At 65.6% G+C, this 26,754-nt stretch carries 26 protein-coding genes and 1 pseudogene; 17 read left to right on the forward strand and 10 right to left on the reverse strand.

Translation table 11 applies throughout. The annotated features are described in order from the left end of the window. Nucleotides 1–385 precede the first annotated feature (385 nt). Genes RDV64_RS17585 through RDV64_RS17600 form a run of 4 tightly spaced genes read right to left on the reverse strand, consistent with a single transcriptional unit; the run spans nt 386 to nt 7,209 of the window. The gene (locus RDV64_RS17585; protein ID WP_309196260.1) at nt 386–2,398 is read right to left on the reverse strand and encodes a CocE/NonD family hydrolase; all 2,013 of its coding nucleotides are present in this window, start codon (nt 2,396–2,398) and stop codon (nt 386–388) included. Further along, entirely contained in the window at nt 2,395–3,693 is a 1,299-nt protein-coding gene (locus RDV64_RS17590; RefSeq protein ID WP_309196261.1) for an ATP-grasp domain-containing protein, read from the reverse strand. Before RDV64_RS17590 ends, RDV64_RS17585 begins: the two co-directional genes overlap by 4 nt. 42 nt (nt 3,694–3,735) lie before the next feature. Continuing rightward, nucleotides 3,736–6,357: a cyanophycin synthetase gene (gene cphA, locus RDV64_RS17595; protein WP_309196262.1), complete on the reverse strand. Its 2,622-nt coding sequence runs from the start codon at nt 6,355–6,357 to the stop codon at nt 3,736–3,738. A gap of 9 nt (nt 6,358–6,366) precedes the next feature. Then, entirely contained in the window at nt 6,367–7,209 is an 843-nt protein-coding gene (locus RDV64_RS17600) for a cyanophycinase (protein ID WP_309196263.1), read from the reverse strand. Nucleotides 7,210–7,386: 177 nt separating this feature from the next. On the opposite strand from RDV64_RS17600, the gene RDV64_RS17605 reads away from it, so the two are divergent. The 6 genes from RDV64_RS17605 to RDV64_RS17630 all read left to right on the forward strand — a co-directional run bounded on the left by RDV64_RS17605 (nt 7,387) and on the right by RDV64_RS17630 (nt 11,022). Continuing rightward, nucleotides 7,387–8,361 (forward strand): hypothetical protein, encoded by a 975-nt coding sequence (locus tag RDV64_RS17605; protein WP_309196264.1) that lies wholly within the window; start codon nt 7,387–7,389, stop codon nt 8,359–8,361. A 59-nt stretch (nt 8,362–8,420) separates the two neighbouring features. After that, nucleotides 8,421–8,900 carry a hypothetical protein gene (locus RDV64_RS17610; RefSeq protein ID WP_309196265.1) on the forward strand — a complete coding sequence of 160 codons (480 nt, stop codon included), beginning with the start codon at nt 8,421–8,423 and terminating at the stop codon, nt 8,898–8,900. 10 nt (nt 8,901–8,910) lie between these two features. After that, complete coding sequence (locus RDV64_RS17615; protein WP_309196266.1) at nt 8,911–9,987, forward strand: DUF2793 domain-containing protein; 1,077 nt, start codon at nt 8,911–8,913, stop codon at nt 9,985–9,987. Nucleotides 9,988–10,006: 19 nt separating this feature from the next. After that, complete coding sequence (locus tag RDV64_RS17620) at nt 10,007–10,294, forward strand: DUF6127 family protein (protein ID WP_309196267.1); 288 nt, start codon at nt 10,007–10,009, stop codon at nt 10,292–10,294. A gap of 73 nt (nt 10,295–10,367) precedes the next feature. Then, nucleotides 10,368–10,862: a D-Ala-D-Ala carboxypeptidase family metallohydrolase gene (locus tag RDV64_RS17625; RefSeq protein ID WP_309196268.1), complete on the forward strand. Its 495-nt coding sequence runs from the start codon at nt 10,368–10,370 to the stop codon at nt 10,860–10,862. Nucleotides 10,863–10,890: 28 nt separating this feature from the next. After that, entirely contained in the window at nt 10,891–11,022 is a 132-nt protein-coding gene (locus tag RDV64_RS17630) for a hypothetical protein (RefSeq protein WP_309196269.1), read from the forward strand. Nucleotides 11,023–11,041: 19 nt separating this feature from the next. Here the strand turns inward: RDV64_RS17630 and RDV64_RS17635 are convergent, their stop codons facing one another. After that, nucleotides 11,042–11,917 carry a bile acid:sodium symporter gene (locus tag RDV64_RS17635; RefSeq protein WP_309196270.1) on the reverse strand — a complete coding sequence of 292 codons (876 nt, stop codon included), beginning with the start codon at nt 11,915–11,917 and terminating at the stop codon, nt 11,042–11,044. 130 nt (nt 11,918–12,047) lie between these two features. Between RDV64_RS17635 and RDV64_RS17640 the strand changes: the two genes are divergently transcribed. From RDV64_RS17640 to RDV64_RS17680, 9 genes are all read left to right on the forward strand, one after another. Further along, nucleotides 12,048–12,596, forward strand: a complete 549-nt coding sequence (locus RDV64_RS17640; protein WP_309196271.1) for a carboxymuconolactone decarboxylase family protein — start codon at nt 12,048–12,050, stop codon at nt 12,594–12,596. Between the two features lie 77 nt (nt 12,597–12,673). Further along, the gene (locus RDV64_RS17645; RefSeq protein WP_309196272.1) at nt 12,674–13,138 is read left to right on the forward strand and encodes a nuclear transport factor 2 family protein; all 465 of its coding nucleotides are present in this window, start codon (nt 12,674–12,676) and stop codon (nt 13,136–13,138) included. A 10-nt stretch (nt 13,139–13,148) separates the two neighbouring features. Further along, a complete protein-coding gene (locus RDV64_RS17650; protein ID WP_309196273.1) occupies nt 13,149–13,769 on the forward strand; it encodes a pyridoxamine 5'-phosphate oxidase family protein in 621 nt (206 codons plus the stop codon). A gap of 69 nt (nt 13,770–13,838) precedes the next feature. Beyond that, nucleotides 13,839–14,849 (forward strand): AraC family transcriptional regulator ligand-binding domain-containing protein, encoded by a 1,011-nt coding sequence (locus RDV64_RS17655; protein WP_309196274.1) that lies wholly within the window; start codon nt 13,839–13,841, stop codon nt 14,847–14,849. Nucleotides 14,850–15,441: 592 nt separating this feature from the next. Further along, on the forward strand, nt 15,442–16,242 hold the full coding sequence (locus RDV64_RS17660; protein WP_309196275.1) for a cysteine hydrolase: 801 nt from the start codon (nt 15,442–15,444) through the stop codon (nt 16,240–16,242). Nucleotides 16,243–16,515: 273 nt separating this feature from the next. Further along, a complete protein-coding gene (locus tag RDV64_RS17665; protein WP_309196276.1) occupies nt 16,516–17,028 on the forward strand; it encodes a YHS domain-containing (seleno)protein in 513 nt (170 codons plus the stop codon). A 475-nt stretch (nt 17,029–17,503) separates the two neighbouring features. Further along, the gene (locus tag RDV64_RS17670) at nt 17,504–18,160 is read left to right on the forward strand and encodes an NAD(P)H-dependent oxidoreductase (RefSeq protein ID WP_309196277.1); all 657 of its coding nucleotides are present in this window, start codon (nt 17,504–17,506) and stop codon (nt 18,158–18,160) included. A 188-nt stretch (nt 18,161–18,348) separates the two neighbouring features. Further along, a complete protein-coding gene (locus RDV64_RS17675; RefSeq protein ID WP_309196278.1) occupies nt 18,349–18,837 on the forward strand; it encodes an anthrone oxygenase family protein in 489 nt (162 codons plus the stop codon). 88 nt (nt 18,838–18,925) lie between these two features. Then, entirely contained in the window at nt 18,926–19,108 is a 183-nt protein-coding gene (locus RDV64_RS17680; RefSeq protein ID WP_309196279.1) for a hypothetical protein, read from the forward strand. An 82-nt stretch (nt 19,109–19,190) separates the two neighbouring features. Here RDV64_RS17680 and RDV64_RS17685 read toward each other — a convergent pair whose 3' ends face one another. The 5 genes from RDV64_RS17685 to RDV64_RS17705 form a co-directional block, all read right to left on the reverse strand. Continuing rightward, entirely contained in the window at nt 19,191–20,270 is a 1,080-nt protein-coding gene (locus RDV64_RS17685) for a hypothetical protein (protein ID WP_309196280.1), read from the reverse strand. Nucleotides 20,271–20,825: 555 nt separating this feature from the next. Continuing rightward, on the reverse strand, nt 20,826–21,662 hold the full coding sequence (locus RDV64_RS17690) for a methyltransferase domain-containing protein (RefSeq protein ID WP_309196281.1): 837 nt from the start codon (nt 21,660–21,662) through the stop codon (nt 20,826–20,828). 145 nt (nt 21,663–21,807) lie between these two features. Beyond that, nucleotides 21,808–23,016, reverse strand: a complete 1,209-nt coding sequence (locus RDV64_RS17695) for an NAD(P)/FAD-dependent oxidoreductase (protein WP_309196282.1) — start codon at nt 23,014–23,016, stop codon at nt 21,808–21,810. Nucleotides 23,017–23,039: 23 nt separating this feature from the next. Beyond that, the gene (locus RDV64_RS17700; RefSeq protein WP_309196283.1) at nt 23,040–23,255 is read right to left on the reverse strand and encodes a hypothetical protein; all 216 of its coding nucleotides are present in this window, start codon (nt 23,253–23,255) and stop codon (nt 23,040–23,042) included. Beyond that, nucleotides 23,252–24,370: a class I SAM-dependent methyltransferase gene (locus RDV64_RS17705; protein ID WP_309196284.1), complete on the reverse strand. Its 1,119-nt coding sequence runs from the start codon at nt 24,368–24,370 to the stop codon at nt 23,252–23,254. Before RDV64_RS17705 ends, RDV64_RS17700 begins: the two co-directional genes overlap by 4 nt. Before the next feature lie 109 nt (nt 24,371–24,479). On the opposite strand from RDV64_RS17705, the gene RDV64_RS17710 reads away from it, so the two are divergent. Next, on the forward strand, nt 24,480–25,532 hold the full coding sequence (locus tag RDV64_RS17710) for a helix-turn-helix domain-containing protein (RefSeq protein WP_309196285.1): 1,053 nt from the start codon (nt 24,480–24,482) through the stop codon (nt 25,530–25,532). 414 nt (nt 25,533–25,946) lie between these two features. Then, nucleotides 25,947–26,666: pseudogene (locus RDV64_RS17715) on the forward strand (IS3 family transposase); the annotation flags it as partial. Nucleotides 26,667–26,754: the final 88 nt, after the last annotated feature.

The following is a 26,754-nucleotide window of genomic DNA, read 5'->3' on the forward strand; positions in this document are numbered from 1 at the left end:
CGATAGTCACGATCTTTTCTTCGTGTCCACGAAACCGGCAGCAGCTCAGGCCGCAGCCGGCGGCCCGCCTGCGTCGAGCCTGATCGACTCATCCGCGTTGAGGGTGCACCGATGCGCGGATGCGCAACAGGCTCTGCGGCGTGATCTGCTTGCCTAACCGCTTTCCGATAGAGGCGGTGAGGTCGGGAAGTTTCCAGCTCGATACGCCGTCGACCTTGGCATCGGGACCCCGGAGGATCCGCTCGGCGAGAAGCGCCAGCGCACCCTCGGTGAGGGCAGGCCCGCGCCACGGTCCGGGACGGTCGAGGAGACCCGCCGACCTGCGCAAGAGACTCCGGGCCCGGATGCCAATCCTCTACCGAGTTAGCGGGAAGGCGCGCTGATATCAGACGCCGCGTGGGATCGTCCGGTTCCAGCTCCGCTCGTAGACGATTTCGTCGGCCTGTTTCGCCTCTAGATGGGCCTCGATGATGAAATCGGTGGGACTGCAGGTGAGGCGCGTCGTGGTGCGCGAGGACGTGACCCAGCCGTCGCGCTCCAGCCCTGCGTGCCACTGCGCAAAAGCGGTTGCGGAGGACGGGTCGCTCGGGTCTATCGTGTAGCGCTCCACCGCGTTCTTGCGGATCGTTATGTCGTCTTCCACCAGGCGGTATGTGCCGGCGCCGTCGCCGAGTTCAAGGGTGACGCTGTTCTCGTCAGCCTCGCGCACGACGCGCCAGTAAAGGTTTGCCGGTTCAATGGTTTCGCGGGTCGGTCCCTTGCCGGTTTCAGGTTCGCCGAACGTGACGGCATCGATGGCAAGAGCCTCGCGGCGCACGGGGAGTGTGAGACGCGAACCTGACGGATCAACGGTAATGGTCACCTTCTCGGGCGAAGGCCAGATCATCGGGAAATACGACGTGGAGACCGCGAGGCCGATGCGGTGACCGGCGCGGAAGCGCTGCGCGACGGGCTTCAGGGGAACGCGCACGGTCACACTTTTGCCCGGCACGAGGGGCTTCGGGTCGGCGTGGCCATCGCGATGCGTGAGGTTGAGGACGCCGAACGTGACACGGGTCGCGGCCCCATCCGGGGCGATGTCGTCGATATGCACTGCGACCTGCGCCATCTCCCGGTCCGCTGAAAGCCGCAGCGTGACTTCAGGCTCGCCGGCAATGTCGACCGGCTGGGCCAGGGGTTCGGTGAAGAATGTAAGGCTGCCGCCATACTCCGCGCGCTGGTCGGTCGGCTGATCGCCGGGGTGGGCGTAGGAGCACCACTTGCCGCCGGCCATGCCGACGTCGAGTGGCGATGAGACGGTGAGCAGCGCGCCGCCCCCTTCGCCGCCAAGCGTGCCGCCCGACCCCAGCGCGTAGTGCGTGGGCACGATGTTGCTCGACGGCCAGACGGGCTCGGCGATCCATTTGCCTTCGCGCGACGGGTAGTTCGCGCGCGGCGGCGCATGGTCCTGCTGGAAGAGCCGCAGCATAGGTTCGTCCATGATGCCGGCCGGCTCAAGCTTCAGCCATTCGTCCCACCAGCGGAGCGTCTCCTGCAGGAAGCCGATGGCGGGGCCGGGCGAGCCAACGTGCGGCCGCTTGTGCGACCACGGGCCGACGAGGCCCTTTCGCGGTCCTTCGAGGTGCTCCATCAATCGCAGGACCGAGCGGCAGTAACCGTCCGCCCAGCCGCTCACCGCGTAGACCGGGATCTTTATCGCCGAATAGTCCTCACAGACCGAGCCGTGCTGCCAGAAGGCGTCGCGGGTCTGGTGGTTCAGCCAGTTCTCCAGCCACAGGCCGCTTTTTTCCAGCCGCTCCAGCCACAGTTCGCGCCAGGCTTCGCCGCGCCAGCGCGGATCGGGCGGCAGGGCGTTGCGCGCGAACATCTGCGAGGCCCAGGAGAAATTGTCGATGAGGAGGCAGCCGCCCATGTAGTGCACGTCGTCGGCATAGCGGTCGTCGGTGGAGCAGATGGTGACAATCGCCTTCAGTGCCGGCGGCTGGAGGGCTGCGATCTGGAGGCCGTTGAACCCGCCCCACGAGATGCCGATCATGCCGATATTGCCGTCGCACCACGCCTGATCGGCAATCCATGCGATGGCGTCGACACCGTCCTGCAGCTCTTGCGGCAGGTATTCGTCCAGCATCAGGCCTTCCGAATCGCCCGCCCCGCGAAGGTCGAGCCGGACGTAGGCGTAGCCGTGGCCGGCATAGTACCGGCCGGTCTCCTCATCCTCGGGCGCGCAAAGGTCGTTCTTGCGGTAGGGGATGTATTCGAGGATCGCCGGAACCGGTTTTGCTTCGGCGTCTTGCGGCATGAAGATGCGGGCGGCAAGGCGGCAGCCGTCCGGCATCGGCACGTCGATGTGCTTTATCTCCCGAACCTTGTGGGGGAGATCCTCGGCGACGCGCATCATTCGTCGATGTTGGTGAACTCGAAGTTCAGCCCCTTCATCACGCGCTCGTAGTTCCACAGAAGCGAGGCCTGGGTGTTGGCGCCCATCCAGATGCAGCACACGGCGAAGCTGTAGGAATCCTGCTCGGGAAGCTCGGTCAGTCGCATGCCTTCCTTCATTTGCACGGCGACGGTGGTGCCGGGGACCTTGTCCTGCGCGGCGGCGACTTCCTCCGCAGAGGGTACGCTCGATGCGACCGCGTTGTTGAAGAACACGCGGTAGAAGAACTCTGCCGCGACGTTGTAACCGCCCTCACGCTTCGGCATCTGCGGCGCGCGGCCGAGGCCGATGTCGACGGCAACCTGCTGATGGCTCGTTCCGTCGACTTTCTCGAACATGTCGCAGTGGGACTGGGCAAGGCGGGTGTTGATCTCAAGGAGCCAGATCTTGTCCTGCACCTCGTCCCAGAAGAACTCGATGTTGAAGGCGGAGTCGTCGTAGCCGGTGTGCTCCATGATCTTGATGGCGATCTCGGCCATCCTGTCCTGCACCCGCTGCGGCAGCTTCGACGGATACATGTAGTAGAAGAACGAAAGAACCTGCGGATAACGGATGGAATCCACCACGCCGTAGGGGACGACCTTGCCGTCGTAGACGTAGCCCTCCAGCGTGCACTGGCGGCCGCCGATGATCTGCTCGGCCATGCAATACTGGCCGGCGACCTTGCGAATGTCGGCCGGCATTTCCGCGTGGTCGAGCACGTAGTCGAACGGTTCGGACACGGCACCGACGCCGGCACGCAGCTTTTCGATCGCGAAGTCGAAGTCTTCCGGGTTGTCGACACGGAAGCCAAGCCGCGAGCCCGACGACTTGATCGGCTTGACGAAGAAGGGGAACGACAGCGCCGACTGGCCGATCTTGGAGAGCGCATCGTCGTCGAACGGGTCAAACGCGGTGAAGGCGGGGATATGCTCGGGGATCACTTCGCGCTGGACCGTGCGGCTCCAGAACTTGTGCTCGCACTTCAACAGGCTTTCCAGCGACGTCGCCCGCGTGCCGAACTTCTTGGCGAGCAGCGGCAGCATCGTCGACACCGGAATGTCCATGTAGCCGATGATGGCGTCGACCGGAACGTCGGCCGCCCTGATCTGCCGCTCGGCAATCTCGAGCAGGGAGGGGATGTTGTAGTCCTCCACCTCGTAGACGATGGCCGGATCGATGACGCCGTGGAACACCACGTCCTCGACACCCTTGAGCCGCTTCAGGCGCTCGTGATTGAGATCGTTCATGCCGATCACGAAGACGTTCTTCGTCATCGCATCCTCCCGTTCCGTTTTATTGGGCGCAATGCGCCGCGTTTATTGTGCCGCAACGGCGGCCTTCTCACGGAAACTGCGCCCCTTGAGCCGCTGGATCGTGCCGTCGACGTCGTCCACCAGCAGGAGGAGCAGATCGCCCTCCTTCGCTTCGTCCATCGCACGGCCGATGGCGTCGTGCTCGGCAAGCTCCAGCGTGACGCGGCAGGAGCCTGCCTCCTCGGCGCCGGCCCTGAGGAGACCGGCCGCTTCGCCGACCTCGCGCTGGCGCGCATGCGTCTCGCAGATGAACAGGATGTCGCTCATCTCGCCGAGCTGACGGCCCAGCGCCGAAAGGTCCTCGTCCCGCCGGTTGCCCGGCGCGCTCGCAACGCCGATCACCCGTTTTCCCTGAAGACCACGCACCAGCGGCGCCAGCGCGGCCAGCGCAGGCACGTTGTGGCCGTAGTCGATCAGGCAGCGAACGCCATCAGCCTCGATAAGGTTCGATCGGCCGGGAAGTTGTGTCGGCGTCGGGTGGAAGGTGGTGAGGCCCATCCGTATGTCGCCCAGCGAGAGGCCGTGCGCGTGCGCCGCGGCGGCCGCCGCCATCGCGTTCTGCACGTTGAAGACGGCGTGGCCCTCGAAAGCGATCGGCACGTCGTTGACCTCGACGATCTCAGCTTCCACCTCGCCCTGCCGCAGCACGATCCTGCCGCCGCGCACCGTGACCACTACGCCGTGCCCGGCAATGTGGCCCGCAAGATCCGGGTTGTCCGGGTTCATGGTGAAGTAGGCGATCTTGCCACGTGCCCAGTAAGTGCCCTGGTCGAACACGCGCGGGTCGTCGGCGTTGAGGACCGCGGTGCCGCTCTCCTTCACCGCGTAGGTGACGACGGTCTTGCAGCGTGCGAGCTCGTCGAGCGTGTGGACGTCGTAGTCGCCGAGGTGGTCGCTCGCGATGTTGGTGAGGACGCCGACATCGCACTCGTCGAAGCCGAGGCCGCGGCGCATGATGCCCCCGCGCGCCACTTCCAGAACCGCATGGTCGACGGACGGCTCCTGAAGCACGATCTGCGCCGATTGCGGGCCGGAATAGTCGCCGCGCATGACGACGTGGTTGTCAATCTCGATCGCGCCCGTCGTCGCCATGCCCACGTGGCGGCCGGCATAGCGCAGGATGTGCGCGATAAGGCGCGTGGTGGTGGTCTTGCCGTTGGTGCCGGTGATCGCGGTGATAGGGATGCGCGCGTCGCCGGGGTCCGGGAACAGCATGTCGACGACGGCCTCACCAACCGGACGGCCCTTGCCGTGGGTCGGCGACAGGTGCATCCGGAAGCCGGGGCCTGCGTTCACCTCCACCACGCCGGCGGACTGCTGGTCCAGGGGACGGGTCAACGTTTCGGCCAGAAGGTCGATGCCGATGATGTCGAGCCCGATCAGCCGGCCGATGCGTTCGGCTGCGAAGCGCACGTCGGGGTGGACATCGTCGGTAAGGTCGGTGGCGGTGCCGCCTGTCGAAAGGTTCGCGGTCGACTTCAGCAGGAAGATCTCGCCCTGGGGCAGGACGCTTTCCAGCGTGAGCCCGGCCTGCGCAATCAGCCGCTCGGTCTGCTGATCGACGAAGATCTGCGTGAGCAGGTTTTCGTGGCCGACGCCGCGGCGCGGATCCTTGTTCTCGCGGTCGATCAGCTGCTGCAGAGTGGACGTGCCATCGCCCTCCACGTGGGCGGGCCTGCGTCGTGCCGCGGCGACAAGCTTGCCGTCCACCACCAAGAGGCGGTGATCCTCGCCCTTGATGTACTTCTCCACGACGACACTTGCATTGCGCGCGTAAGCGGCGTCGAAGCCTTCCTTCAGCTCGTTCTCGTCGGTGATGTTGGTGGTCACGCCGCGTCCGTGGTTGCCCACCAGCGGCTTGGTGACGACGGGATAGCCGATGCTTTGCGCCGCGGCGACGGCCTCTTCGAAGGTGTAGGTGATCGAGCCCCAGGGCACCGGGATGCCGGCTTCGCCGAGGATCTTCTTTGTCCAGTCCTTGTCGTCGGCGATGGAGGAGCCGATCAGGCTGGTCTTTGCCGTAACGGTCGCCTGGAAGCGCTGCTGGCGGTTGCCGTGGCCGAGCTGGATATAGCTCGCGTCCTCGGTCAGCCGCACGTAGGGGATGCCCCGCTTGCGGGCGGCCTGCACTATGGAATTGGTCGACGGCCCCAGCATGTTGGCGTCGCGCACTTCCTTCAGGCGTTCGATCACCGGCCCCAGATCGGCCGTCTGCCCGTCGTAGAGGCGCTCGACGATGGCGACCGCCTCGACCCCGGCGGCAATCCCGCACGCTTCGTCCCGGTAGCGGTAGACCACGTTGTAGACGCAAGGCTCGTAGCTATCGACCGTCTTGCCGTAGCCGACCGTGAAGCCGATCAGATTCTGCAGCTCAATCGCGACGTGTTCCACAACGTGGCCGGCATAGGTGCCGGCCTCGACGCGCTGGAGAAAGCCGCCGGGCACGCCGACAGAGCAGCGATGGTCGTAAAGCGACGGCAGGACGGCCTTCAGGTTGTCCAGAAAGCCCGGCACTTCGTTGCTCGGCCGGTGGTTGAGGTCGCCAATGTCGAGCCGCATGAGGATTGCGGGGTAGCCACTGTAGTAGTTTGGTCCACGCAAAGCCCGATGGCTGACAATTTTCACGCGCGTTCCTTAGTTATTCTCAAGATCGGATGGGGAGAGGAACCGGCGCTTGCGCACATCGTAGCCAAATCCACTGGTGAGAGCGTGCATAATAACGTGCTCGACCGCAACCGGCTCGCCGTCGCTCAATTCAAAGACATTCGATACGCGCAGTTCAGAGCTGTCGACGATGATGACGTGGCCGTTGCCGATCGCTTCGAGGATCGGCCCTTCGTGGATGATGACCCCCGCATCCTCGCCGATACCGATGCCGAGATATTCCGGGTTCGTCGTCCCCACCTCCATCAACCGGGTGAAGCGGCCCCTTTCCAGGAAATGGCTGTCGATGATGACGCCGTGCACGAACGCCAGGCCGGAACTCATCTTGACCGCGCCCTTGCGCAGGGCGTCGGCGGCGTGGCCGTTGTAGATCATGGTCGCCGACATGGCGGCGGCGCCGGCGCTGGTGCCGGCGATCACCGCGCCCTGTTCGCGCCGTTGGCGGATTGCGGCGAGAAGCGGCGAGCCGCCGAGAATGTGGGTGAGGCGGAGCTGGTCGCCGCCCGTGAGGAAAATCACGTTGCACCGCTCGATGGCTTCGATCAGCTCGGGCCTTCCGGCATCGGCGCGAGTGCGAACGTCGAGATTGTGGACAGCCTTCGCGCCCAGTCGGCCGAAGGTTTCGTCATAGGTGGCGAACGTCTCGTCGGGATAGCCGCTCGCCGTGGCGATGACGCCGACCTCGCACGCCGACGGGTCCGGCGCGAGGCCGAGAACGCGCCGCAGGATGACCGCTTCGGATGTCTTGTCCTCGGCGCCGCCGATGGCAACCAGCACGCCGCGGGACTTGTTGTCGGTAAGATCGTTGAACAAGGCGACCGTGGCCTTCCAAGTAAGGCGCTGAGGGTGCGCCGGAATCATCTAAGCCAGCCGGCGGACGCGATTGCAACCGCTCTCACGCTCGACCGGACCCGCGCGCGCACGTCCTACACCACTCGATGGCGCGCGACCACCGTGAGGCAGTCGCCGAGCTTGACGGAACCCGGAAGAATGCTTTTCGAGCGGACGCAGGAGGGCCGGCCGGACGCGCAGGAGGGCGCTGTAACGCTGTTCACGATGCACGCTGCCAGAGGACTCAAGCGGCCGGTGGTTGTCCCGGTAAACACGCTGGGTGCGCCGCGGACGGAATCGCGCGCTTTCGTCGACGAAGCCACCGGAGCGCTCCTTCGCAAGGTGCTCGGCGCCGAGCCGACGGGGTACGCTGCGCGCTGGGAGGCGGAGAAGGAGGAGATCCGGCTGGAGCGCCAGCAGCTGTGGTATGTGGCGGCGACGCGGGCGCTGCAGACGCTGCTGTTGCCCCGTCCTGACGCGGAGCCCGGCCGGTCAGCCTGGCGCGCTCCGGTCGACCTCGCGCTCGGCGACCTGCCGCCGTTCGACCGTCCGCCCGTCGCAGCGCGAGCGGCCGCCGGCATACGTCCGGGCGCGCAGTCGGCGGAGACATTCCGCGCCGAGGCGGAAGGCATAGCCGGCCGTCAGCGGCGGCTGTTCCGGGTGGTTCCGAGCCGGCACGAGGGCGGCGCGCCGGAGCCGGCGTCACCGATCATTTCCGCCGACGAGGATGCGGCCGCGACGATGGCGGTGGACGGTTGGACGCAGGTCCGTGAATCGGTCGGGCGCGGCGCTGCGTTGCGCGGACGTCGCGAGCGTGGCCTCGCAATCCACAAGCTCATCGAGGAGGTGCTGACCGGCGAGACCTTGGCGGCCTGCGAGCCGTTGGAGACGCGGGCAGGTGTGCTCGCGATGTTGCTGGGGCCGACGCCGAGGCGGAAGCCGCCTACTACGGCCAGCTTGAGGCCATGCCGCTCGCCGCGTAGGATTCAAGCCAAACGGTTTCCGGAAAACGCGGGGCGGTTCAATCGAGAGCGCGCCAGGTATCTGGGAAATCGTCCAGGCAGGCGCGGCGGAACTGATCGGCCCAGGCCGGTATCGCCTGACCAGACTCCTGCGGGGCCAGCGCGGCACTGAAGGAGCCATGGGCAATCCGGCGCCCGCCGGCGTGCGGGTCGTGGTGCTGGGCGACAGCATTGCAACGCTGCCAATCGCCGAGGCCGATCTCCGGCATCCCGTGGAACTGGCGCATCGGTCCCGCAAGCCGCCCGGTCAGCGACGAGACCAATGTGGCGCAGACCTTCACGCCTGAAGGCGTCGGGTTGCGGCCGTTCTCGGTCGCCCATGTCGAGCAGCCGTCGCGCAAGGCGCGCAGTCCCGGCGATCTGACGATCCGCTGGACACGCCGGTCCCGGGCACTCGTGGCCGACAGCTGGGGCGGGCTCGAGGTGCCGCTGGGCGAGGAGCTCGAAGCCTACGAGGTCGAGATCCTCGACGGCACCACAGTGAAGCGGGTGCTGAGCACCGCCACCACCAGCGCGGTCTACACCGCCGCAGACCAGACCGCCGATTGGGGCGCGCCACTCGCCCCCGGCGAGAGCCTCATCGTCCGCATCTTCCAGCTCTCCGCGCTGGTCGGGCGGGGCGCGCCCGAGACCGTCACGCTCTTGTTCTGAAGGCAATCCCATGTCCGACGCCACGACCCATCTTCTGCTGCCCTGGATCCTCGCGGCGCAGGCCCAGAAGCATGTCACCCACAACGAGGCGCTGCGGATCCTCGACGGTCTGGTGCAGTTTTCCGTCCTCGACCGCGACCTGACCATGCCGCCCGGCAGCCCCGTCGATAGCGACCGCTATATCGTGGCCAGCGGCGGGACCCGTGACTGGACGGGCTGGGACCTGAACGTAGCGATTTGGACGAGCTGGACCCGGCTGCGCCTGCCGCCTCGGACCGGGTGGCGGGCTTGGGTCGAGGATGAGGGACTGCTGCTGGTCTACGACGGCGCAGGCTGGATCGGGACCACGCCCGCGGCGCTGCAGAACGTGGCGCTGCTGGGACTCGGCACGACGGCGGATGCGTCGAACCCGTTCTCGGCCAAGCTGAACGCCGCGCTCTGGACGGCGAAGCCCCTCGGCGAGGGCGGCACCGGAGATCTGTTCTACACCATGAACAAGGAGGCGGCGGGCGACGATCTCGGGCTGACGCTGCAGACCAACTTTGTCACCAAGGCGCTGGTCGGGCTGTTCGGCTCGGACCGCTTCCGCCTCGCGGTCTCCGCCGACAGCAGCACCTTCTTCGACGGGCTCAGCGTCGACAACGCCACCGGCATCGTCGACCAGCCCCGGCTGCCCCGCTTCAAGGCATGGGCCAACTACGACAACTACGTCAGCGTCGGGACCTGGACGAAGATCGGCCTCAACAGCACCGACTACAACGATAAGGGGGCGTTCGACGCCGCGAACAACCACTTCGTGGCGCCGGTGGATGGCACTTACCTCTTCGGAACGACGCTGCTCGACAAGATCAACGCCAGCGCCACTGCGAGCATGCGCGGGCGATTCGTTCTGAACGGCTCGACCGAAATCCGCGGCTCCCTTGGCGAAATCTCCGCCACCCACGTCTCGCTCGCCACCGCGATCTGGCTGCAGACCATGGTGCCGCTGACTGCTGGCGATGCCGTCGAGCTGCAGGGGTATTTCCGGGTCGCGGACGGGTATTTCGTCGCCGACCAGACCTCCTTCTGGGGCTGCAAGGTCGGCTGAGCGGCGGAAGGAGGATCCGATGAAACCACCCCGATCCGAGGGCTTCGTGCGCATGCCCGACGCCGAGTTCGAGGCGATCCTGACGCGGGCGGCCGAGGAAGGCGCGAAGCGCGCGCTTGCCGATGTCGGTCTCGACGGCGACGAGGCCGCGCTCGACATCCGCGATCTGCGCTCCCTGGTGGACTGCATCCGGCTGGTCCGCCGCACCGCAATGCAAACCGCCGTTCGCATGATCACCACCGGCGTCATGCTGGCGCTGCTCGCGGGCATCGCAATCAAGCTCAAGATCTTCGGCGGCGGCCCGTAGCCGCGCCCCATCCCCATTCATCAGCCCGCAATGACCCGCCCTCGAGGCGGGTTTTTCGTTTTCGGAGGACCCCATGAACACGACTTTCCACCGACATTGTCGTGATGTGCCGAAAAGCGCGTGGCGCTGGCCGAATTTCTCGCCGCCCGAGATCGCCTGCCGGGGCACCGGCAAGCTGCTGGTCAACGAACCGGCGCTCGACGAGCTGCAGGCGCTGCGCGACCGGTTGGGCAAGCCGCTGATCGTCCGCTCCGCCTATCGCAGCCCAGAGCACAACCGCGCCGTGGGCGGCGCGACCCGCTCCAAGCGCCTTGACGGCGCGGCCTTCGACATCACCATGGCAAACCACGATCCGGTGGCCTTCGAGGCGGCGGCGCGGGAGGTCGGATTCATCCGTTTCGGGTTCTACCCGCGCTCGGGGTTCATCCACGTCGACCTCGCCTCGCCGAACGTCTTGAGACCACGGAGAAGGTCAATGATGTCCAACGCCGGATGCTGGAAGCGGCGGCGCGCCGCCCTCGTGATCGCAACGAGCTTTTTCCAGCGGCTGCACGACGGTGAGTTCTGACGGGCGCGCCGTCAGAACATGTCCGCCCGTGGTCGAGTACAGCCGGGAGTTTCAGGCGCGGGCGGCCGAGGAACTGCCCTTGTTGCCGGAGGGATTGGTGATCGCGGAAATGCTGGGCGACTACGCCGCGATGCGTGAGCAGGCGCGGGTGTGTCGTTGACCGGCCCTTTCCCTTTGTTTCAGACGCGCTGCCAGGCGCGCGAAAGCAGGATGACCACCGGAAAGGTCATTGCATAGGTCAACGCGCCGTAGACGACGGAGGGTATCGCGAAGAGCGGAAAACCCGAGGCATCGCCCCATAGCATAGCCCCCGCGGCAAGCCCCAGCCCGCTGTTCTGCACACCCGTCTCTATGGCTATGGTTATCCGCTGCGGTGCGGACAGACCGCAAACCTGCCCCATGGCAACACCGAAGCCGAGAAGGAGGAAGGTCAGGAATGCAAGCTGCCACCCGATCAGGATCAGGCCCGATCGCAGCGTATCGGCGACTTCCATGAAGGACCAGCCGATGATCGCGATGAAGACGGCAAAGCAGATGCGGAAGACGGCAGGCTCGTGCCGCTCGACGAGGTGGGGCGCGAGGGAACGGATCGCCATGCCCAGGAGGACTGGAACCGTGGCGACCGCCACGACCCGTAGCGTCAGATCCCCCAACTCGATCCGCGTCGCTTCGGCTCCGAGAAAATGACCCGCTGCCAGAAGCGACAGCGCCGGCAGGGTCGCCGCCGACAGGAGGTTGCTGACCGCCGTCAGGGATACGGACAAGGCCACGTCGCCGCCGGCGATCCGAGTGAGCAGGTTGCTCATCGCGGCGCCAGGGCAGAGCGCGAGGAGCACCATGCCGAGGGCGAGGTCGGGATCTTGCTGCAGCACCAACACGAACAGGAGGCCCACGACCGGAACGAGGACGATCTGGCTTGCGACCCCGACAAGGAGAGCCTTCGGTCGTTTCAGCGCCAGGCGGAAGTCGGCGAACGTCAGGCCAAGTCCGAGCGCGAACATCATCAAGAAGACCGCGACTGGAACTGCCACATCGATGATCGTTTCAGTCGTCACGGCTTGACCCCCGAGATCCGTGTATCACGGGCGGCGTGGCGGATCGAGCCAAAGGCTTGGCAGGGCAGGCCAATACGAACGCAGGCTGCATCGGTAGCTTCGGGGCATCGAAACACATGGAGATCTCGACATGCCTCGTATCCAGCTTCCCGCCGGAATAGACGCGGCGCCCGCCGCTTCCCAGCCCCTGCTCGAAGCCGTCAAGAAGACGCTCGGCAGCGTGCCGAACCTGTTCCGCATCACCGCGAACAGCCCCGCCGCGCTCGAGGGCTATCTCGGACTGAACGGCGCGCTCGCCAAAGGCAGGCTGACGCCGCAGACCCGCGAGCGGATCGCACTCGCCGTTGCAGAGATCAATGGCTGCGACTACTGCCTTTCGGCGCATGCCTATCTCGGAAAGAACCTCGCCAAGCTCGACGAGGCCGAGATCGCCGCGAACCGCGCCGGCGGCTCCTCCGACCCGAAGGCCGATGCGGCCGTGCGCTTCGCGGTAAAACTTGTCCGCGAACGCGGGCAAGTGACCGAGGCGGACGTCTCGGCGGTGAGGATGGCGGGCTACGGCGAGGCCGAGATCGTCGAGATCGTGGCGCACGTCGCGCTGAATACCCTCACCAACTATCTGAACGAGGCGTTCGACACGCCCATCGACTTCCCGGTCGTCAGCGCCACCGCCGCCTGACACCGCGGTCGCGCTCTCCCGCTGCCTCCCGGCCCGCGAGCGGGGCGAACTCCGCCACCCCAAGAAGGTTTCGCCAGATGACACGTCCCCCGTTGCCGCCTTTCGACGACGCCTCGGCCCGGATCAAGGTCCGGCTGGCCGAGGATGCCTGGAACAGCCGCGAACCCGAACGGGTGTCGCTCGCCTACACGCCCGACAGCCAGTGGCGGAACCGGGCGGAGATTTTCGCGGGGCGCGACCGGGTCGTCGAGTTCCTCACGCGGAAGTGGACGCGCGAGCACGACTACCGTTTGATCAAGGAACTCTGGGCCTATCACGGCAACCGGATCGCCGTGCGCTTCGCCTACGAGTATCGCGACGACGGCGGTAATTGGTTTCGCGCCTACGGCAACGAGAACTGGGAGTTCGACGCGGACGGCCTGATGCGCCGGCGCATCGCCTCGATCAACGACCTGCCGATCACCGAAGCGCAGCGCCTGTTCCAATGGGACCTCGGCGCGCGGCCCGAGGATCACCCTGGCCTCACCGACCTCGGACTGTAGGAGACGCGCCATGCCGAACGCCTACGCAGACATCGCCTTCACGCCCCGGGTCCGCGCGGAACAGCTGCGCTTCGGCTCGGCGGATGCCTATGCTCGCGTGCTCTCGCCCGAGCGCGACGACGGCGCCGAGCTAGGGCCGCGCGAGGCCGCCTTCCTGTCGGCGCGCGACGGCTTCTTCCAGGCCACCGTGTCGGAGACCGGCTGGCCCTACGTCCAGTTCCGGGGCGGCGCGCCGGGATTTCTGAAGGTCATCGACCAGCGCACGATCGGTTACGCCGACTATAGGGGCAACCGGCAATACGTGAGCGTGGGCAATCTGCGCCATGACGACCGGGTCTCGATCATCGCCGTCGACTACGCCCGCCGGGAGCGTCTGAAGCTCTGGGGCCATGTCCGGATTGCCGAGGACCGGGACATCGTGGATCTCCTGAACGGCGTCGATGGCCCCCGGGCGGAGCGCGGCATCGTCATCAGGATCGCCGCGTTCGACTGGAACTGTCCGCAGCACATCCCTATCCGCCTGACCGATGTTGAGCGCGACGGCGAGATCGCGCGCTTGCGCGACCGTATCGCATCTCTTGAACGCGACCTTGCCGGGAACACCGGGCTCCAGCGCGAGTTGATCGCCTGAATGAGACGGTCGTTTGCCAGGCGGCCCGGAAATGCTGGTTCTCGAGATGCTTTCGGCCTAGCGTCGGCTATGCCGAGCGTGACCGCCGCATTTGCGCGTGCCATGGCCCATGCGGCCGGGATGACGTTGAGAGACGACGGGGCTCTTGTCTCGGGCGGAGTGGTCGTGCGCCGGCTGCCGCAGCCTGCGGACGGTCGGCTCGCGGAAACCGACTACTTCGATCTTCTGGACTGGATCCGCCGGGGACATGAAGACGAAGTTGCGTTGCTGGAAGCCTACGCGAGAGCGATCCGCGCCGACGATATCGGGGTCCTCGGTCTTGCCATGAAGACGGCGCCAACGCTGCGTGCCTCGCTTGAGCGTGTGGAACGCTATTGGCGGGTGGTCACCGATACGGCGGTCTATCGCCTCGACGCGACCGGCGATCCGGCGTTTCTCGTCTTCGAGGCGCGCACCGGGCAGCATCCTGTGCTGGAGTTTCGCAACGAGGGCGCATTGGCCGGGTCCGCGCGCAATATGCGCCAGATCGTGGAAGGCGAGTTGGTCCTCGAACACGTCTCGTTCCGCCACGCGTGCCGCAGCGATCCGGACCGCTATGCCGCGCATTTCGGCTGCCCTGTCCACTTCGAGGCGGACCGTAACGCCATAGCATTGGGGCCCGCGATGCTCGACCTGCCGAACCGGCTGGGCGATGCGGCGGTGTCGGACTTCCTGACCGCCCATCTCGAGACCGAGATCGGCTCGCTCGAGGACGATGCCTCGCTGCGGGCCGCGCTGTTGCGCCGCCTGACACCGGCGCTCAGCAACGGCGTGCCGCAAGCGGCGGATATCGCGCGCGACATGGGGATGAGCGAACGCACGCTCTATCGCCGCCTAGCGGACGAGGGACTGACCTTTCGCGATGTCCTGATCGAGGCGCAATCCTCGCTCGCGCAGGAGCTTCTGCGAGACAGCGACAGTTCCATCGCCGAGATCGCCTTCCTCACCGGTTTCTCCGAGCAGAGTACCTTCAGCCGAGCGTTCAAGCGCTGGGTGGGACAGGCCCCGGCACAGTTCAGGCAGCAGGCCCCGAACCGATAGCGCCATCCAGCCGGGTCCGTCTCGGCAGGACTGGCCAGAGCTTTGGCTGAGACGGTAGAGTTCAGCGCGGCAGCCCCGGACCAGGTTCAGCGAACGATCCGCGAAGCGTGTCGGACTGCGCACCTGCGCCAGCGTTTCGCCGTCGAACGAGGTGCTGCAACAGCAAGGGCGGATCCGCGTCTCTGGGACGACCCGGGCATTCGCCGCGGAAGAGCGCCGCGGCACCCTTAGGCCGGATCAAGCTGCCGGCACCGTTTTCCCGAGTTGCCGCCCCCGAAGCGTGCGCTGTCCATCCGCGCGTCCTGTTCCTGAGGCAAGAGTATTGAGATCCGGGCGCCCCCCGCGCGCCGCAATATTCCGAGCTCTGGCAGGTTTGGCCAATACCCTGGCAGGTCCTGCCGATACCGTACTCCCCGTTTCCTGCACTTTCCCTCTGCCAACCCAGAGAGAGCGCTTCGGTCAGGGCCCACCCTCGGCCGGACCCGGCTCCGGCGGCAATGACGGATATCAGGTGAAGGAGACCAAAGAAATGGACCAGGATCATAGTCACGACCGCGGCTGCGGCTGCAATATAACCCCGGAGCAGGTCGACATGGCACGCCGGCGCCTGATGACGGGGGCCGCCGGCGCCGCTGCGGCCGGGGCCGTCGCCGTCGTTGGAGGAACCGCGACCGCCGCCACCGACGAGGCGCGCGCCCTCTACGCCGATCCCGCCGAGCCGGGGCTGCCGCAGGTCGACATGGAGATCGCGCCCGGACGCACCGCTCTGGTGGTGACCGATCCGCAGATCGACTTCCTGTCCGAGGACGGCGTCACCTGGGGCGTGGTGGGCGAGAGCGTCACCGAGCAGGGCACCGTAGACAACATCGAACGGCTGTTCGCCGCCGCCAAGGCCGCGGGAATGCCGGTCTTCATCTCGCCTCACTACTACTACCCGCACGACCACAAGTGGCACTTCGAGGGCACGCTGGAGAAGACCATGCACGCCATCGGCATGTTCGACCGTCCAGGCCCCTTGAAGCTTGATAACTTCGAAGGCTCTGGCGCCGACTGGATGCCGCAGTACAAGAAATACATCGAGGACGGCGAGACCGTCATCTGCTCGCCGCACAAGGTCTACAGCCCCGCCCAGAACGACCTGAACCTGCAACTGCGCAAGCGCGGGATCGACAAGGTGATCCTGGCGGGCATGTCGGCCAACCTCTGCACGCAGGCGCATCTCTACGAGCTGCTGGAGCTGGGCTTCGAGGTCGCCGTGGTGCGTGACGCCACCGCGGGCGCGAAGGTGCCCGAAGGCGACGGCTACCTCGCCGCCCTCATCAACTTCCGCATGGTCGCAAACGGCGTCTGGTGGACCGACGACGCGGTGGAGCGCATCGCGCGCTCGACCTGAATCGACGGTCCGCGGCACCGGCCGCCGGACGGCCAGGGCCGACCGCGCCGGTCCTCCGATGGGGACGACGACCAACGAGGCGTTCGTAGCGTTCGCCTTTTCTCCCGCCGACACGGCCGCCCTGGGGCGACCGTCCCCAAGGCGCTCCGGCGACGGCCTTCGCGGCATCTCCGGACCCTCAAGACGCCGCTCCGCCTAGGGCGGCGACCTCCCCCTCCGCGCGTTCGGCGGGGGATCAACCGCCCCTTACGGGCCAGCAGAAAGGAAGACCTAATGACCCGCAATTCGATTCTGATAGCCGCCGCCTTCGTCGGCGCCATGGCCTCCGCCGAGGCAGCTTTCGCCGCGGACGAGTATAACGTCTCCACCGGCACCACCGTGGAAGGCCAGGGCGTCGCGCTTCGCGGCGTCGACGCGGTCGCGCTTGCGGAAGGGCTCGATGTCACGGCCGGCCACGCCCGCTTCACCGCCGTGCACGACGGCGTCGCCTACTACTTCGCCGACGAGGAGGCGATGACGCACTTTGCGGCCGACCCCGGGCGCTACATGCCGCGCTACGGCGGCTTCTGCGCCTTCGGCGTGGCCAAGGGGAAGAAGCTCGACGGCGATCCGCGCTACGCCGACGTGGTCGACGGCAAGCTCTACCTCTTCCTTAACGCGGCGGTGTTCGAGGCCTACAGCCAGGACAAGGCCGGCGTCCTCGCCAAGGCTGAGCGGAACTGGCCCGGCATGCACCGCCGGTCCGTCGCCGAGGTGAACGGCCTCGAGACCGCCAGTCTGCGTTGATCGGCATCCTGCGATGCGAAACTGGGGGGCGCCGGCTGCGGCCGACGCCCTCTTTCCGTGGGCGACGCCTTCGCACGTCGATGCGCTGCGGTCTTGAAGCCGCAGCCTGCAGAATGTCCGGCCTCGGCGAATGCTTTTGACCTGACCCCCGCTGGTCCGTCAGCGAGGGCCCGCAGCGCTGTTGCAGATGACCGGTTCGTCATTCGGCAGAAACGACCAAGCCGATGGCAGGGACGGCGGAGATCGGGCTGCGGCGCCGGCACTATCGTCCGGACATCATCCAAGCCCAGGGAGGAACACTATGCAACCGAGCCCGATCTTCGTGAACGGCACCATTAATGGGACCGGGGGCCGTGCCGACAACGCCCTTGGACATGCCGAGAGCAGTGCTCTGCTCAAGGAATCCAGCGACGGCCGGACTGCCGCCTGAACGAGCAGACAGCCATTCTTGAAACCGAAAGGAAGGACCACCGACATGACACGTATCCTCAGGGTCGACGCCAGCGCCCGCGCCGGGCGATCCCTGTCTCGCCAACTCGGCGACCGGTTCATCGACGAATGGATCGCGCGCGAATCCGGCGTCGAGGTCATTATTCGGGACGTTGGAAAGACGCCGCCGCCGATCATTTCCGAAGCATGGATCGCGGCTGTCTTCAGCGCAGAGATGACCGCGGAGCAGCGAAAACTCACCGAGTTCTCCGACGAACTGATCGCCGAAATTGCTACCGTCGATCTCATCCTCTTCACGACGCCGATGTACAATTACGGCATGCCTGCGGCCTTGAAGGCTTGGTTCGATCAGGTGGTGCGGGTCAACAAGACCTTCACCTTCGATCTCTCCCGCGGCGACCGGCCGCTCGAGCCGGTGCTTTCTGGCAAGATCGTCGTCGCGCTGACCTCCTGGGGCGAGTTCGGTTTCGGAATGGGCGAGGTGAACGAGGGGGGCGACATGCTGGTCCCGCACCTGCGTTTCGCGTCGCGCTACCTCGGGATGTCTGAGTTTCACCATGTCGGCATCGAGTATCAGGAGTTCGGCGATCACAGGCACGAGGCATCGAAAGCGGCTGCTGCGCGGGCGGTCGGCGATCTGGTGACCCGGCTTGCATGCCCGACCGCCAGCCAGGCAGCGTGAGGGAGCCCGCAATGTCAATGCCGCTCTGCCCCAGGACGATATGCCCTCGGCCTGTCGCCGCGCGACTTCGCCGAATTCGCCCTGACCGCCCGCGGTCCGATGCCTGGGCGAGCACCGCCTGATCCAGGCAGCTCCGGCGGCGGGCGTCGCCCGCTACGGGGTCCAGCCGCCGTCAAGGAGACCTTTTCATGTCGCCGTTCCTCTTTGTCCTCACGCAGTTCGCCATTCTTTCCTACGCACTTCTCGGCGGCGTCTTCCTCGCGTTCTCGGACTTCATAATGCGCTCGTTGTCACTCACGCGCGGTGCTGGTGGAGTTGAGGCGATGCAGATTATCAACCGCGAGGTCTTCCGCTGGATGTTCATGACCTTGTTCCTCGGCACGGCTCTTGTGTCCCTGCTCATCGCTGGCTTTTCCACCACTGGTCTTGAGGGGCAGGCACGCCTGCTGATCTCGTCCGCGGCTCTCGTGTATCTGGCTGGCTGTTTTGGCGTCACGGTATTGTTCAACGTACCTATGAACGAGGCTTTGGGCCGTATGCAGCCGGAATCCGCGTCGGCACACGCCTATTGGACCGAGATTTACATCCCGCGCTGGACATTCTGGAATTCGGTTCGCACCGTCGCATGCATCTTCTCCGCCACCCTGGCGTTGTTCGGGCTTCTCTCCGTGGCGTAGCGGGAAGCGACCAGCAAGCCCCTGATGTCGCTTACGCCAGCTTTCGATCTCCGGGGAGCACCTCAGGGGCACCTGCCACATCTATCTCGTGAACACAGAAGCGCCGATTGCCCGGCTCAAGCCGACAGGCAACGGAGAAGATGTTCAGCTGGGCTACTGGCCGCACCGCCGCACATGGGCGGACGTCGCCGACATGGGCGGTGTCGTCATGCCTCTCGACGACGCGCTCGAGTTCATCGCACACGCAGGCATCGTCTGGACATGGATCTGATCGGAAGAACGTACAAAGTCGAGCTTTGGCTACGTTCCCTTGGTCGATGTCGCAATCAGCGACATCGACGTAAGGCCGGCTTTCAGCCCAAAGTGGCGAGCTTGGCCAGTACGAACTCAGCCTTGACCAATCCGGTCCTGTCCAGCGCCTTGATCTCGTTGCCGCCAAAAAAAGTCTTCCGGTGCTCAAAGAATGGACCGTCGCTGGGGAAGACAGCATTGTGTGCCGATTCAACGGCCTGGTCGATCGTATCACCTGTATCCTTCACAACACGAGTGGTCGTTGTTCGGAAATGCGGCGCTGTGTGCGTTACCGACGGCGCGGAGTTGGGGTAGCCCAAAGATGCCGGTGACCGGTTGATTGACTGGTAGGTCTCCTTCTGCTTGATCCATCCTTCCTCGCGCGCGTTGAACTCACTCAGGGTGTGGAGATAATCCTGATCAAGAACATGCGACATCCACATCCCGAGCTCGATGCGCTTGGCAAGGCCGGCCTGGATCGGCGGCGGCCGCCTGAAGTAGGCGCTCTGCGCAATGCTATCCAGCAGGGGGCCGGCGTTCTCTTCGCCCATCTTCTCAACCGCGGCCCCAGCCGCTTCGGCCAGCATGGCTTTCATCCGACCGAGATGATGCATCAACAGACCCAACATCGAAACGCTGGTCCGCACGCTGTCGGATGGGCTTGCGGAAGAAGGGCCGAACGAGTTCGGTGAGGCGGCGAGCTTGTTAAGCCCGCCGGAGACGTGTTTGGACACTTCTCCGTAAGCGCTACCCAGCAGAAACTCGCCAATCTTGGCCGGGCGCCCGTGCTCCTGCTGTGCGCCGGTCCAAGTCAGTAACTTGGTCTTGGCGTCGAAGCTGCGCTGCGCCACTAAGATTTTCTTTTCCGGGGCAAGCCGGTTCATCACGCGGCTTGTGGCTGCTGCTTTGAGGCTTGTTTGACCGGCGAAATAGATGAGCGCTGAACTGGTGCAGATTGTCAGAATCAGGGAGATCAATGCCTCCTTCTTTTTCTGGGCTGCGGCATCAGACCTACTTTGCGCTAACAGCGTTGATTTATATTTTTCAAATGCGGCATCATAGTGTGAAGCATAAATCCCAGCATGGCTTTGCCAATTACCATCGGCTTGAAGAACTTTGTTGTTGAACATCGACAAGTTCATTTATCTGTATACTTTCTATAAATAGTAATAATTTATGGGTCTGCCTCATCAGGCGCGTCCGTTAATTGCATATACGGCCTTGGCGGATTTTCAGGAGTGACAACTGTCACATCGTGCCGGGCAGACGTTTCACGGGGCCTCAATTGAGCGATGAGGCCGCTCTGGCGCTTGGATCCGACCTCTTCACCGGGATGGCAGGTTGCAGCGAGAGCAGATGGTGCTCCCGCGCGGCATCTCGAACGGCCCACTCCGAACAAGTGTTTCTCTCGTTCTCGTTGGCCCAAGTGATGTAGGCCGTGACTATTTTCGCAAATAGCTCCGGATCGGCCTTTCGCAGAAGATGGCATGTGGCGCTGATGACGACCTCTTTCGCATTGGGTATCAGCCTCGCGGCATTCTCTGAGACGTCCCTGTAGCAAGGCCTTATCCGGCCGTGCCGAAGGCCCGTGTGCCACGCGGATTGCCAAGGCGGCGAGTGACACTGCTGCGCTTCTGGCCTTCGGGCTGCGAATCGGCTCGCATGATGGGTCTCCGGGTTGACGAGAGGCGGGCCGGTCAAGCCGGGGCCTTCGCGATGAAATGAGCGGGGCGCAGATGCCCCTCGATGGCGATCAGGGCACGCCGTCGCGCGGTCGCAATCAGCCTTTCGGCGGCGTCGTGTCCGATGCGGCCGACGATTTCGGCACGGCGCGGTCCGGCGAGGGCTTCGGCCTCCTCGGCGGCGATTGCGGCGAACCGGCGGTTGCAGTCCTGCGCCTCGATGGCCTCAAAGCCGGCGCGGGCGAGTTCGGCGCGCATCTCGTTGATGGTGGTCGTCGCGAACCCCATCCCGTTGCCGAGCCACGCCGTCATCGCGTCGGAATAGGGCGGTGGTCCGCAGCACCAGTCGCCGAAGGCGCAGAGTGCGCCCGGGCGCAGCACCCGCCGGATCTCTGCAAACAGGCGCGCCTTGTCGGCGATGTGGATGAAGCTGTCCTTGCTGAAGACGGCGTCGAACGCCCCGTCCACGAACGGCAGGGGGCCAGGGCTCACCCGGCGCAGGTCGAGCGCCGCGGCAACGCCGTGTGCCTGCGCCAGCGCGGCGGCGCGATCAAGGACCGGCTGTTCGACATCGATGCCGGTTACGCGGCGCGCGCCGAAATCGGTCAGGAGCGCGATCGCGGGTCCGCCAGCGCCGACGCCGATGTCGAGGACCGAGAGATTCCTGAGGTCCTGGCCGCGCAGAAGGTCCGCGACGTCCTCCGACCCGCCCGGCGACAGCCAGCCCGCGCCCCAGCACAATTCGAGCAGGGCGATGGTAGCGGCGGAGTAGACCGTCGCGGGCGTCCCGGTGCGCTCCGCTGGTGGCCGGTCGAGGACCGGAAAGCTGTCATTCAAGCGTGTTTGGGTCATGTCTGGGCATAAATAGTTGGGCGATTTCTGGTCGATGCGGTCGCGCAGGAATATGGCAGGAGCCGACCCTGTCGGTGAATTCCGGACATCCAAGGCGCGGCCGCGCCATGGGATGCGGGGCTGGCGGAAGGGCGCCGGGGGCGCTTCACGCCAGTGCCTCCTCGGGAGCCTTGCCCGTGACGTGGTTGCCGGCTTCCACCGGCGACGCGGGCCGGTTCTCGGCCCCGGCGAGAATCCCCGCCGCGATCCGGTCGGCCGCGATGCGCGCGGCATCGAAGTAGCCGGTGAAGATCGGCCGGAAGCCTGTGAACCAGAGGCCCGGATTGTCCGGATCGGGCTCGCCCATCGGTGCGCGCGGCTGGCCGGTTGCATCGAGCGCTCCAAGCGGCGCGATCAGCGCCTCAAGGCCCGGGCGGTAGCCGGTCGCGGCGATGACGACGTCCGGTCTCACGCACTGGCCATTGGCGAGAACGACGTCCTTGCCGTCGAACGCTGTCAATTCGGGAACCACCCGAATGCGACCGCGTTTCAGGGCCGCGACGAACCCGTCATCGATGGCGAAGGCGATCCCGTCACGCAGCAGTCGGGTGCCGCCGCCGTCGGGATGGCTCGTGAGCCCGTAGCGGCCAAGATTCCCAAGAAACAACCATTGCGTCAGTCGAAAGGCCGGATCGAGGATCGGGGCTGGAAGCAGGGCGAAGAGACGCGCCAGCCGGTGCAACGGCAGTCCGAAGACCCGCGTCGGCACGACCGCGGGGCCGTGCCGGACGGAGACCAGCACCTCGGCCGGCTTGTGGCGAGCCAGATGGTTCAGCACGTCCGACCCGGAGTTCCCGGCGCCGACGATAAGCACGCGTTTGCCGTCGAAGCGCGCTACATCGCCGACATTGCCCGCATGCACCAACGCGCCCTCGAAGCCATCCCGGCCCGGCCAGTCGGGTATCTGCGGGACGCGGTCGCGCCCTGTGGCTATGACCACGTTCGCGGCGTCACGGTCGCCCTTTGTTGTCGTAACGCGCCAGCCTGTCGCCATCCGGGTGATCCGGGTCGCCTTCGTGCCGTATTCGACCCGGTCGCTCAGACCTGACGCGTAGTGTTCGAGTTGCGCCACAACCGTGTCGCGTTGCAGAAAGGCGCCATCGCCGTGGGGCGCGGCCTGACCGGGCAGGCCGGCAAAGGCGCGATGGATGTTGAGGCGAAGTGCCGTATGACGACTGCGCCACGGTTCGGCCACGCGGTCACGCGTTTCGAGCACCGTGACCGCAAGGCCACGGTCGGCGAGAGTACGGGCGGCTGCGAGGCCCGAAAGCCCGGCACCGATCACCAGCACGCTCCGGGGATCAACAGGTTTCATGATCGTTCCTTCCGGTATGGAGTTCAGCGCCATGTCGGCGGTACGGGGCGCTTGCGCCGTTCGGAATGCTCCTCGATGCCCAAGTCGCGCAGCAGATGGTCGGGAATATCGGAAAGCGCGGCCATTTCGCGGCGAACGCGCAACCGGCCCCGACCGCTCGCGATCCAGATCTTCAGGACGCGGGCGAGGCCGGGGAAGCGCCGGCGCGGGGCGCGGGAATGAGCAAAAATCATGCTCATTGTTCTGATTGTTTCTGGAGGCCCGCTCGGCGGCAGGCGACGAAATAGGCGTTTATGGGGTCGTGCGGCAGGCGGTGCATCTCGATGTCCGAGAAACCCGCCTGTTCGAGGTATTCGCGGGCCGTTTCGATGCCCCACATGGCGCCGAGCCCCGGTCCGCCCTGGCCGATCGAGATCGGCGTGCAGTGCATGCTGGAGATCGTGAAAAGCAGCGGCGCGAAGGGGTTGCCGATGTTCTTCTCGAGGTCGCGCGAGCCGCCGATCTCCTGCATCAGGTAGACGCCGCCCTCGCGCAGCGCATCGCGGATGAGGTCGAGCAGACCCTCCGGATCGCGCTGGTCGTGGACGCCGTCGAAGGTCGTCACCAGATCGAAGGGCCCGATCCGGTCCACGGAGGAAAGATCGCGGACCTCGAACCGGAGGTTGCCGATCCCCTTGGCGCGGGCCTCGGCCTCGGTCGCCGCGAAGGCGTCGGCGCACAGGTCGATGCCGGTGAAGCGGCTTTCGGGATACTCCTGCGCGAGACGCAGAAGCGCGCGTCCCCCGCCGCAGGCCAGATCGGCGACGTCGATGCCCGCCTCAAGCCGACCGATCAGGCCAGGCACGATTGGCAGGATCGCCTCGGTCAGGCTGGCGACCACGAGCTGGGCGCTGTCCTCGGCCATGACCTCGTGGAAGCGTTCGAAATGGCCGTAATGCAGCCCGCCGCCATCGCGGAACCGCGATACCATTTCGGTCTCGACCGAGGCCGCGACCCCGATGAACTGAGTGGTGACGGCCATGTTGTCGGGGGCTGAGGCGCGCGTCAGGAACGCGGCGTGCTCGGGCGGCAGGGTATAGCTGCGCGCAATCGGGCCGTAGTCGACGACGCCAGAGGTCACCATCACGCCGAGCCATTCGCGCAGGTAGCGTTCCGTGACGCCGGCCCGTTTCGCCAGCGTCTTCGCGGTCAGGCCCGGATGCGCCGCCAGCGCGTCGAAGAGCCCGGTGCGGTGTCCGAGGGACGACATGATGGCGAGGGCGGCTTCGTTGAGCGTGCCGGCGAAGCGGTTGGCGAAGGCTTCCGCCTTGGCCGCGTCGAACGGGTGGATCGGGGATTGATCGGTCATCTGCATTTCTCCGGTTGGGTGCCGCTTGGGCCCATGTCATGCGGAGAGTTCTGGTGCGGATGTCCGACTCGTGATATGCGTCGATCTCATCGAAACGGTGAAAAACGGACGCCCCATGGACCAGGCATCCGCCGCGCTGAAGACCGTCGTCCTGACCCTTCCCTGCGCGGGCACCTCGACGATGTTTTGCATTCTGGATGTGTTGGGGTCAGTCGGACGCGACTGGCAGATGCTGCACGGCCAGTCGCCCCATAAGCCGATTTTCGAGGTGCGGTTGCTGTCTCCGGACGGTCGTCCGTATTCCGACATCAACGGGCGCCGCGTGACGCCGGACGGCAGTCTGACCGAAGCGCAAGAGCCGGGCGCGCTGCCCGACCTCGTGATCGTGCCGGATCTCCATCTCGACCCTAACGGCCCGCCACCGGATGAATTCGGTCCGCTTGCCGAATGGCTCCGCGCCGTCGCGGATAATGGCGGGATGGTGGCGTCGGTCTGTTCGGGGGCGTGGATGCTGGCGTCGGCCGGTCTTCTCGACGGGGTCGAGGCCACGACCCATTGGGGATTCGCCGACATGATCGCGCGCCGCCATCCCGAAATCCGGGTGCGCAAGGAACGCATCCTGGTCCCGGCCGGCGAAGGGCATCGCGTCGTCACCGCCGGTGGCGCATCGTCCTGGGGCGACCTGATGCTTTACCTGATCGCGCGCTTCGCGGGCCAGGATGAGGCGCGGCGGATCGCCAAGATCTACCTGCTGCAACCCCATACCGACAGCCAGCTCTGCTATGCCTCGCTGCTCGCTGGGCGCCAGCACGACGACGCCATCGTGGCCGATGCGCAGGTGTGGGCGGCCGACAACTACGCCGACCCGACGCCCGTTGCCGCGATGGCCGCTCGCTCGGGGCTGAGCGAACGCAGCTTCTTGAGGCGGTTCCGGCGCGCTACCGGGCAGACGCCGGTCGAATACATCCAGACGCTGCGCGTCGAGGAAGCCAAGCAAATGCTTGAAACGACCGGCATGTCCATCGAGGAGATTGCCGACGAGGTCGGCTATACCGAGACGTCGAGCTTCCGGAACGCATTTCGTCGCTATGTCGGTCTCTCGGCCTCCGCCTACCGGCGCAAGCACGCGACCATGGCGCCGATTGCGGCAGCTGGGCGTGCCGCATGACGGCGCTGCCTGCGCTGACGATGGCCCCCATCACCCCCTGTCACACCAGGGCAGCAGGATGGCGCCGCCTCCGATCCAGACCTCGGCCCCGATGACGACAGGCAGGGCCCGCTCGATTCCGGCCGCGCCGTCGCGTCGGTCCCTGTGATGATCGGCGCAGTAGACATGCACCCCGGACCCGAGCACAGCGCTTGTCTGATTCCGAGCTCATAGAACACGTTGGCGTTGTGCGCCGTAATATAGCAGATGACGAGGTCGGCCTCGACGATGAGGCTGAACATGTCCTCGCGGATGTTGCCCGCCCTGATGATTTTGCCGGTGTCGCCGCCGAGGCCATGGCGCTCGAGCGCGATCAGCTCGCAACAGACGCGCGCGAAGTCGATCTCCTTTGCGACCCCGTCCTTCGTGATGCCGAAAAGAAGCCACCGCGTATTCCGCCAAGGATGCAAAGTAAGATACGCATTTGTTGCCGAGCATCGCCAAGAGTTCGCCGTGCGCGCGATGTGTCGCTGCCTGCGCATCCGCCTCAGCGGTTTCTATGCCTGATTGAAGACCCCATTGAGCACGCGGGCTCGTGAAGACGCACGTCAGACCGAGCTGCTCGGCAAGGCCTGGAAGGAAAGCGGCAGGGTCTTACGGCTATCGCAAGCTGCACGACGACCTTCTCGATCAGGGAGAGACCAACACACCCAGGAGGGCTTTGCCTGTCTGGCGGTGGTGATCGACGTGTTCTCGCGCCGCGTCATCGGCTGGTCATTGCAGAGCCGGCAGACCACCCACATCGTACTGCAAGCATTGCTGATGGCGGTGTGGCGTGGAAAGCCGAAGAGCAGCGCCCTGGTCCATTCCGATCAGGGCTCGCAGTTCACCAGCATGCACTGGGCGGCCTTCCTGCAGCGCCACAACCTTGAATATTCGATGAGCCGGCGCGGAAACTGCCACGACAACGCTGTGGCAGAGAGCTTCTTCAATCTCCTCAAGCGCGAGAGGATCCGGCGCAGGACCTGCCGAACACGCGAAGAGGCAAGGCAGGACGTGCTCGACTACATTGGGATGTTCTACAACCCAAAGCGCAAGCACGTCAGGCACGGGATGCTGTCACCCGCCCAGCTCGAACGGCAGCAGGAAATGTAACGCGAGGGCGTCCAAAAATTTAGGGGCTATTCAGTGCGCCGTTCGGGGGAGGGATTGTGCTGCATTTAGATTTGCGCAAACCTCGGCG

Origin of the sequence: Acuticoccus sp. MNP-M23 (assembly GCF_031195445.1) — a bacterium.
In the GTDB taxonomy this organism is placed as follows: Bacteria; Pseudomonadota; Alphaproteobacteria; order Rhizobiales; family Amorphaceae; genus Acuticoccus.

Excerpts from the sequence above, each read along its gene's own strand:
- RDV64_RS17585 (WP_309196260.1), bottom strand. The coding sequence starts at position 2,398 with ATGATGCGCGTCGCCGAGGATCTCCCCCACAAGGTTCGGGAGATAAAG.
- RDV64_RS17590 (WP_309196261.1), bottom strand. The coding sequence starts at position 3,693 with ATGACGAAGAACGTCTTCGTGATCGGCATGAACGATCTCAATCACGAG.
- RDV64_RS17605 (WP_309196264.1), top strand. The coding sequence starts at position 7,387 with ATGCTTTTCGAGCGGACGCAGGAGGGCCGGCCGGACGCGCAGGAGGGC.
- RDV64_RS17615 (WP_309196266.1), top strand. The coding sequence starts at position 8,911 with ATGTCCGACGCCACGACCCATCTTCTGCTGCCCTGGATCCTCGCGGCG.
- RDV64_RS17620 (WP_309196267.1), top strand. The coding sequence starts at position 10,007 with ATGAAACCACCCCGATCCGAGGGCTTCGTGCGCATGCCCGACGCCGAG.
- RDV64_RS17625 (WP_309196268.1), top strand. The coding sequence starts at position 10,368 with ATGAACACGACTTTCCACCGACATTGTCGTGATGTGCCGAAAAGCGCG.
- RDV64_RS17640 (WP_309196271.1), top strand. The coding sequence starts at position 12,048 with ATGCCTCGTATCCAGCTTCCCGCCGGAATAGACGCGGCGCCCGCCGCT.
- RDV64_RS17645 (WP_309196272.1), top strand. The coding sequence starts at position 12,674 with ATGACACGTCCCCCGTTGCCGCCTTTCGACGACGCCTCGGCCCGGATC.
- RDV64_RS17650 (WP_309196273.1), top strand. The coding sequence starts at position 13,149 with ATGCCGAACGCCTACGCAGACATCGCCTTCACGCCCCGGGTCCGCGCG.
- RDV64_RS17655 (WP_309196274.1), top strand. The coding sequence starts at position 13,839 with ATGCCGAGCGTGACCGCCGCATTTGCGCGTGCCATGGCCCATGCGGCC.
- RDV64_RS17660 (WP_309196275.1), top strand. The coding sequence starts at position 15,442 with ATGGCACGCCGGCGCCTGATGACGGGGGCCGCCGGCGCCGCTGCGGCC.
- RDV64_RS17665 (WP_309196276.1), top strand. The coding sequence starts at position 16,516 with ATGACCCGCAATTCGATTCTGATAGCCGCCGCCTTCGTCGGCGCCATG.
- RDV64_RS17670 (WP_309196277.1), top strand. The coding sequence starts at position 17,504 with ATGACACGTATCCTCAGGGTCGACGCCAGCGCCCGCGCCGGGCGATCC.
- RDV64_RS17675 (WP_309196278.1), top strand. The coding sequence starts at position 18,349 with ATGTCGCCGTTCCTCTTTGTCCTCACGCAGTTCGCCATTCTTTCCTAC.
- RDV64_RS17685 (WP_309196280.1), bottom strand. The coding sequence starts at position 20,270 with ATGAACTTGTCGATGTTCAACAACAAAGTTCTTCAAGCCGATGGTAAT.
- RDV64_RS17690 (WP_309196281.1), bottom strand. The coding sequence starts at position 21,662 with ATGACCCAAACACGCTTGAATGACAGCTTTCCGGTCCTCGACCGGCCA.
- RDV64_RS17695 (WP_309196282.1), bottom strand. The coding sequence starts at position 23,016 with ATGAAACCTGTTGATCCCCGGAGCGTGCTGGTGATCGGTGCCGGGCTT.
- RDV64_RS17700 (WP_309196283.1), bottom strand. The coding sequence starts at position 23,255 with ATGAGCATGATTTTTGCTCATTCCCGCGCCCCGCGCCGGCGCTTCCCC.
- RDV64_RS17705 (WP_309196284.1), bottom strand. The coding sequence starts at position 24,370 with ATGCAGATGACCGATCAATCCCCGATCCACCCGTTCGACGCGGCCAAG.
- RDV64_RS17710 (WP_309196285.1), top strand. The coding sequence starts at position 24,480 with ATGGACCAGGCATCCGCCGCGCTGAAGACCGTCGTCCTGACCCTTCCC.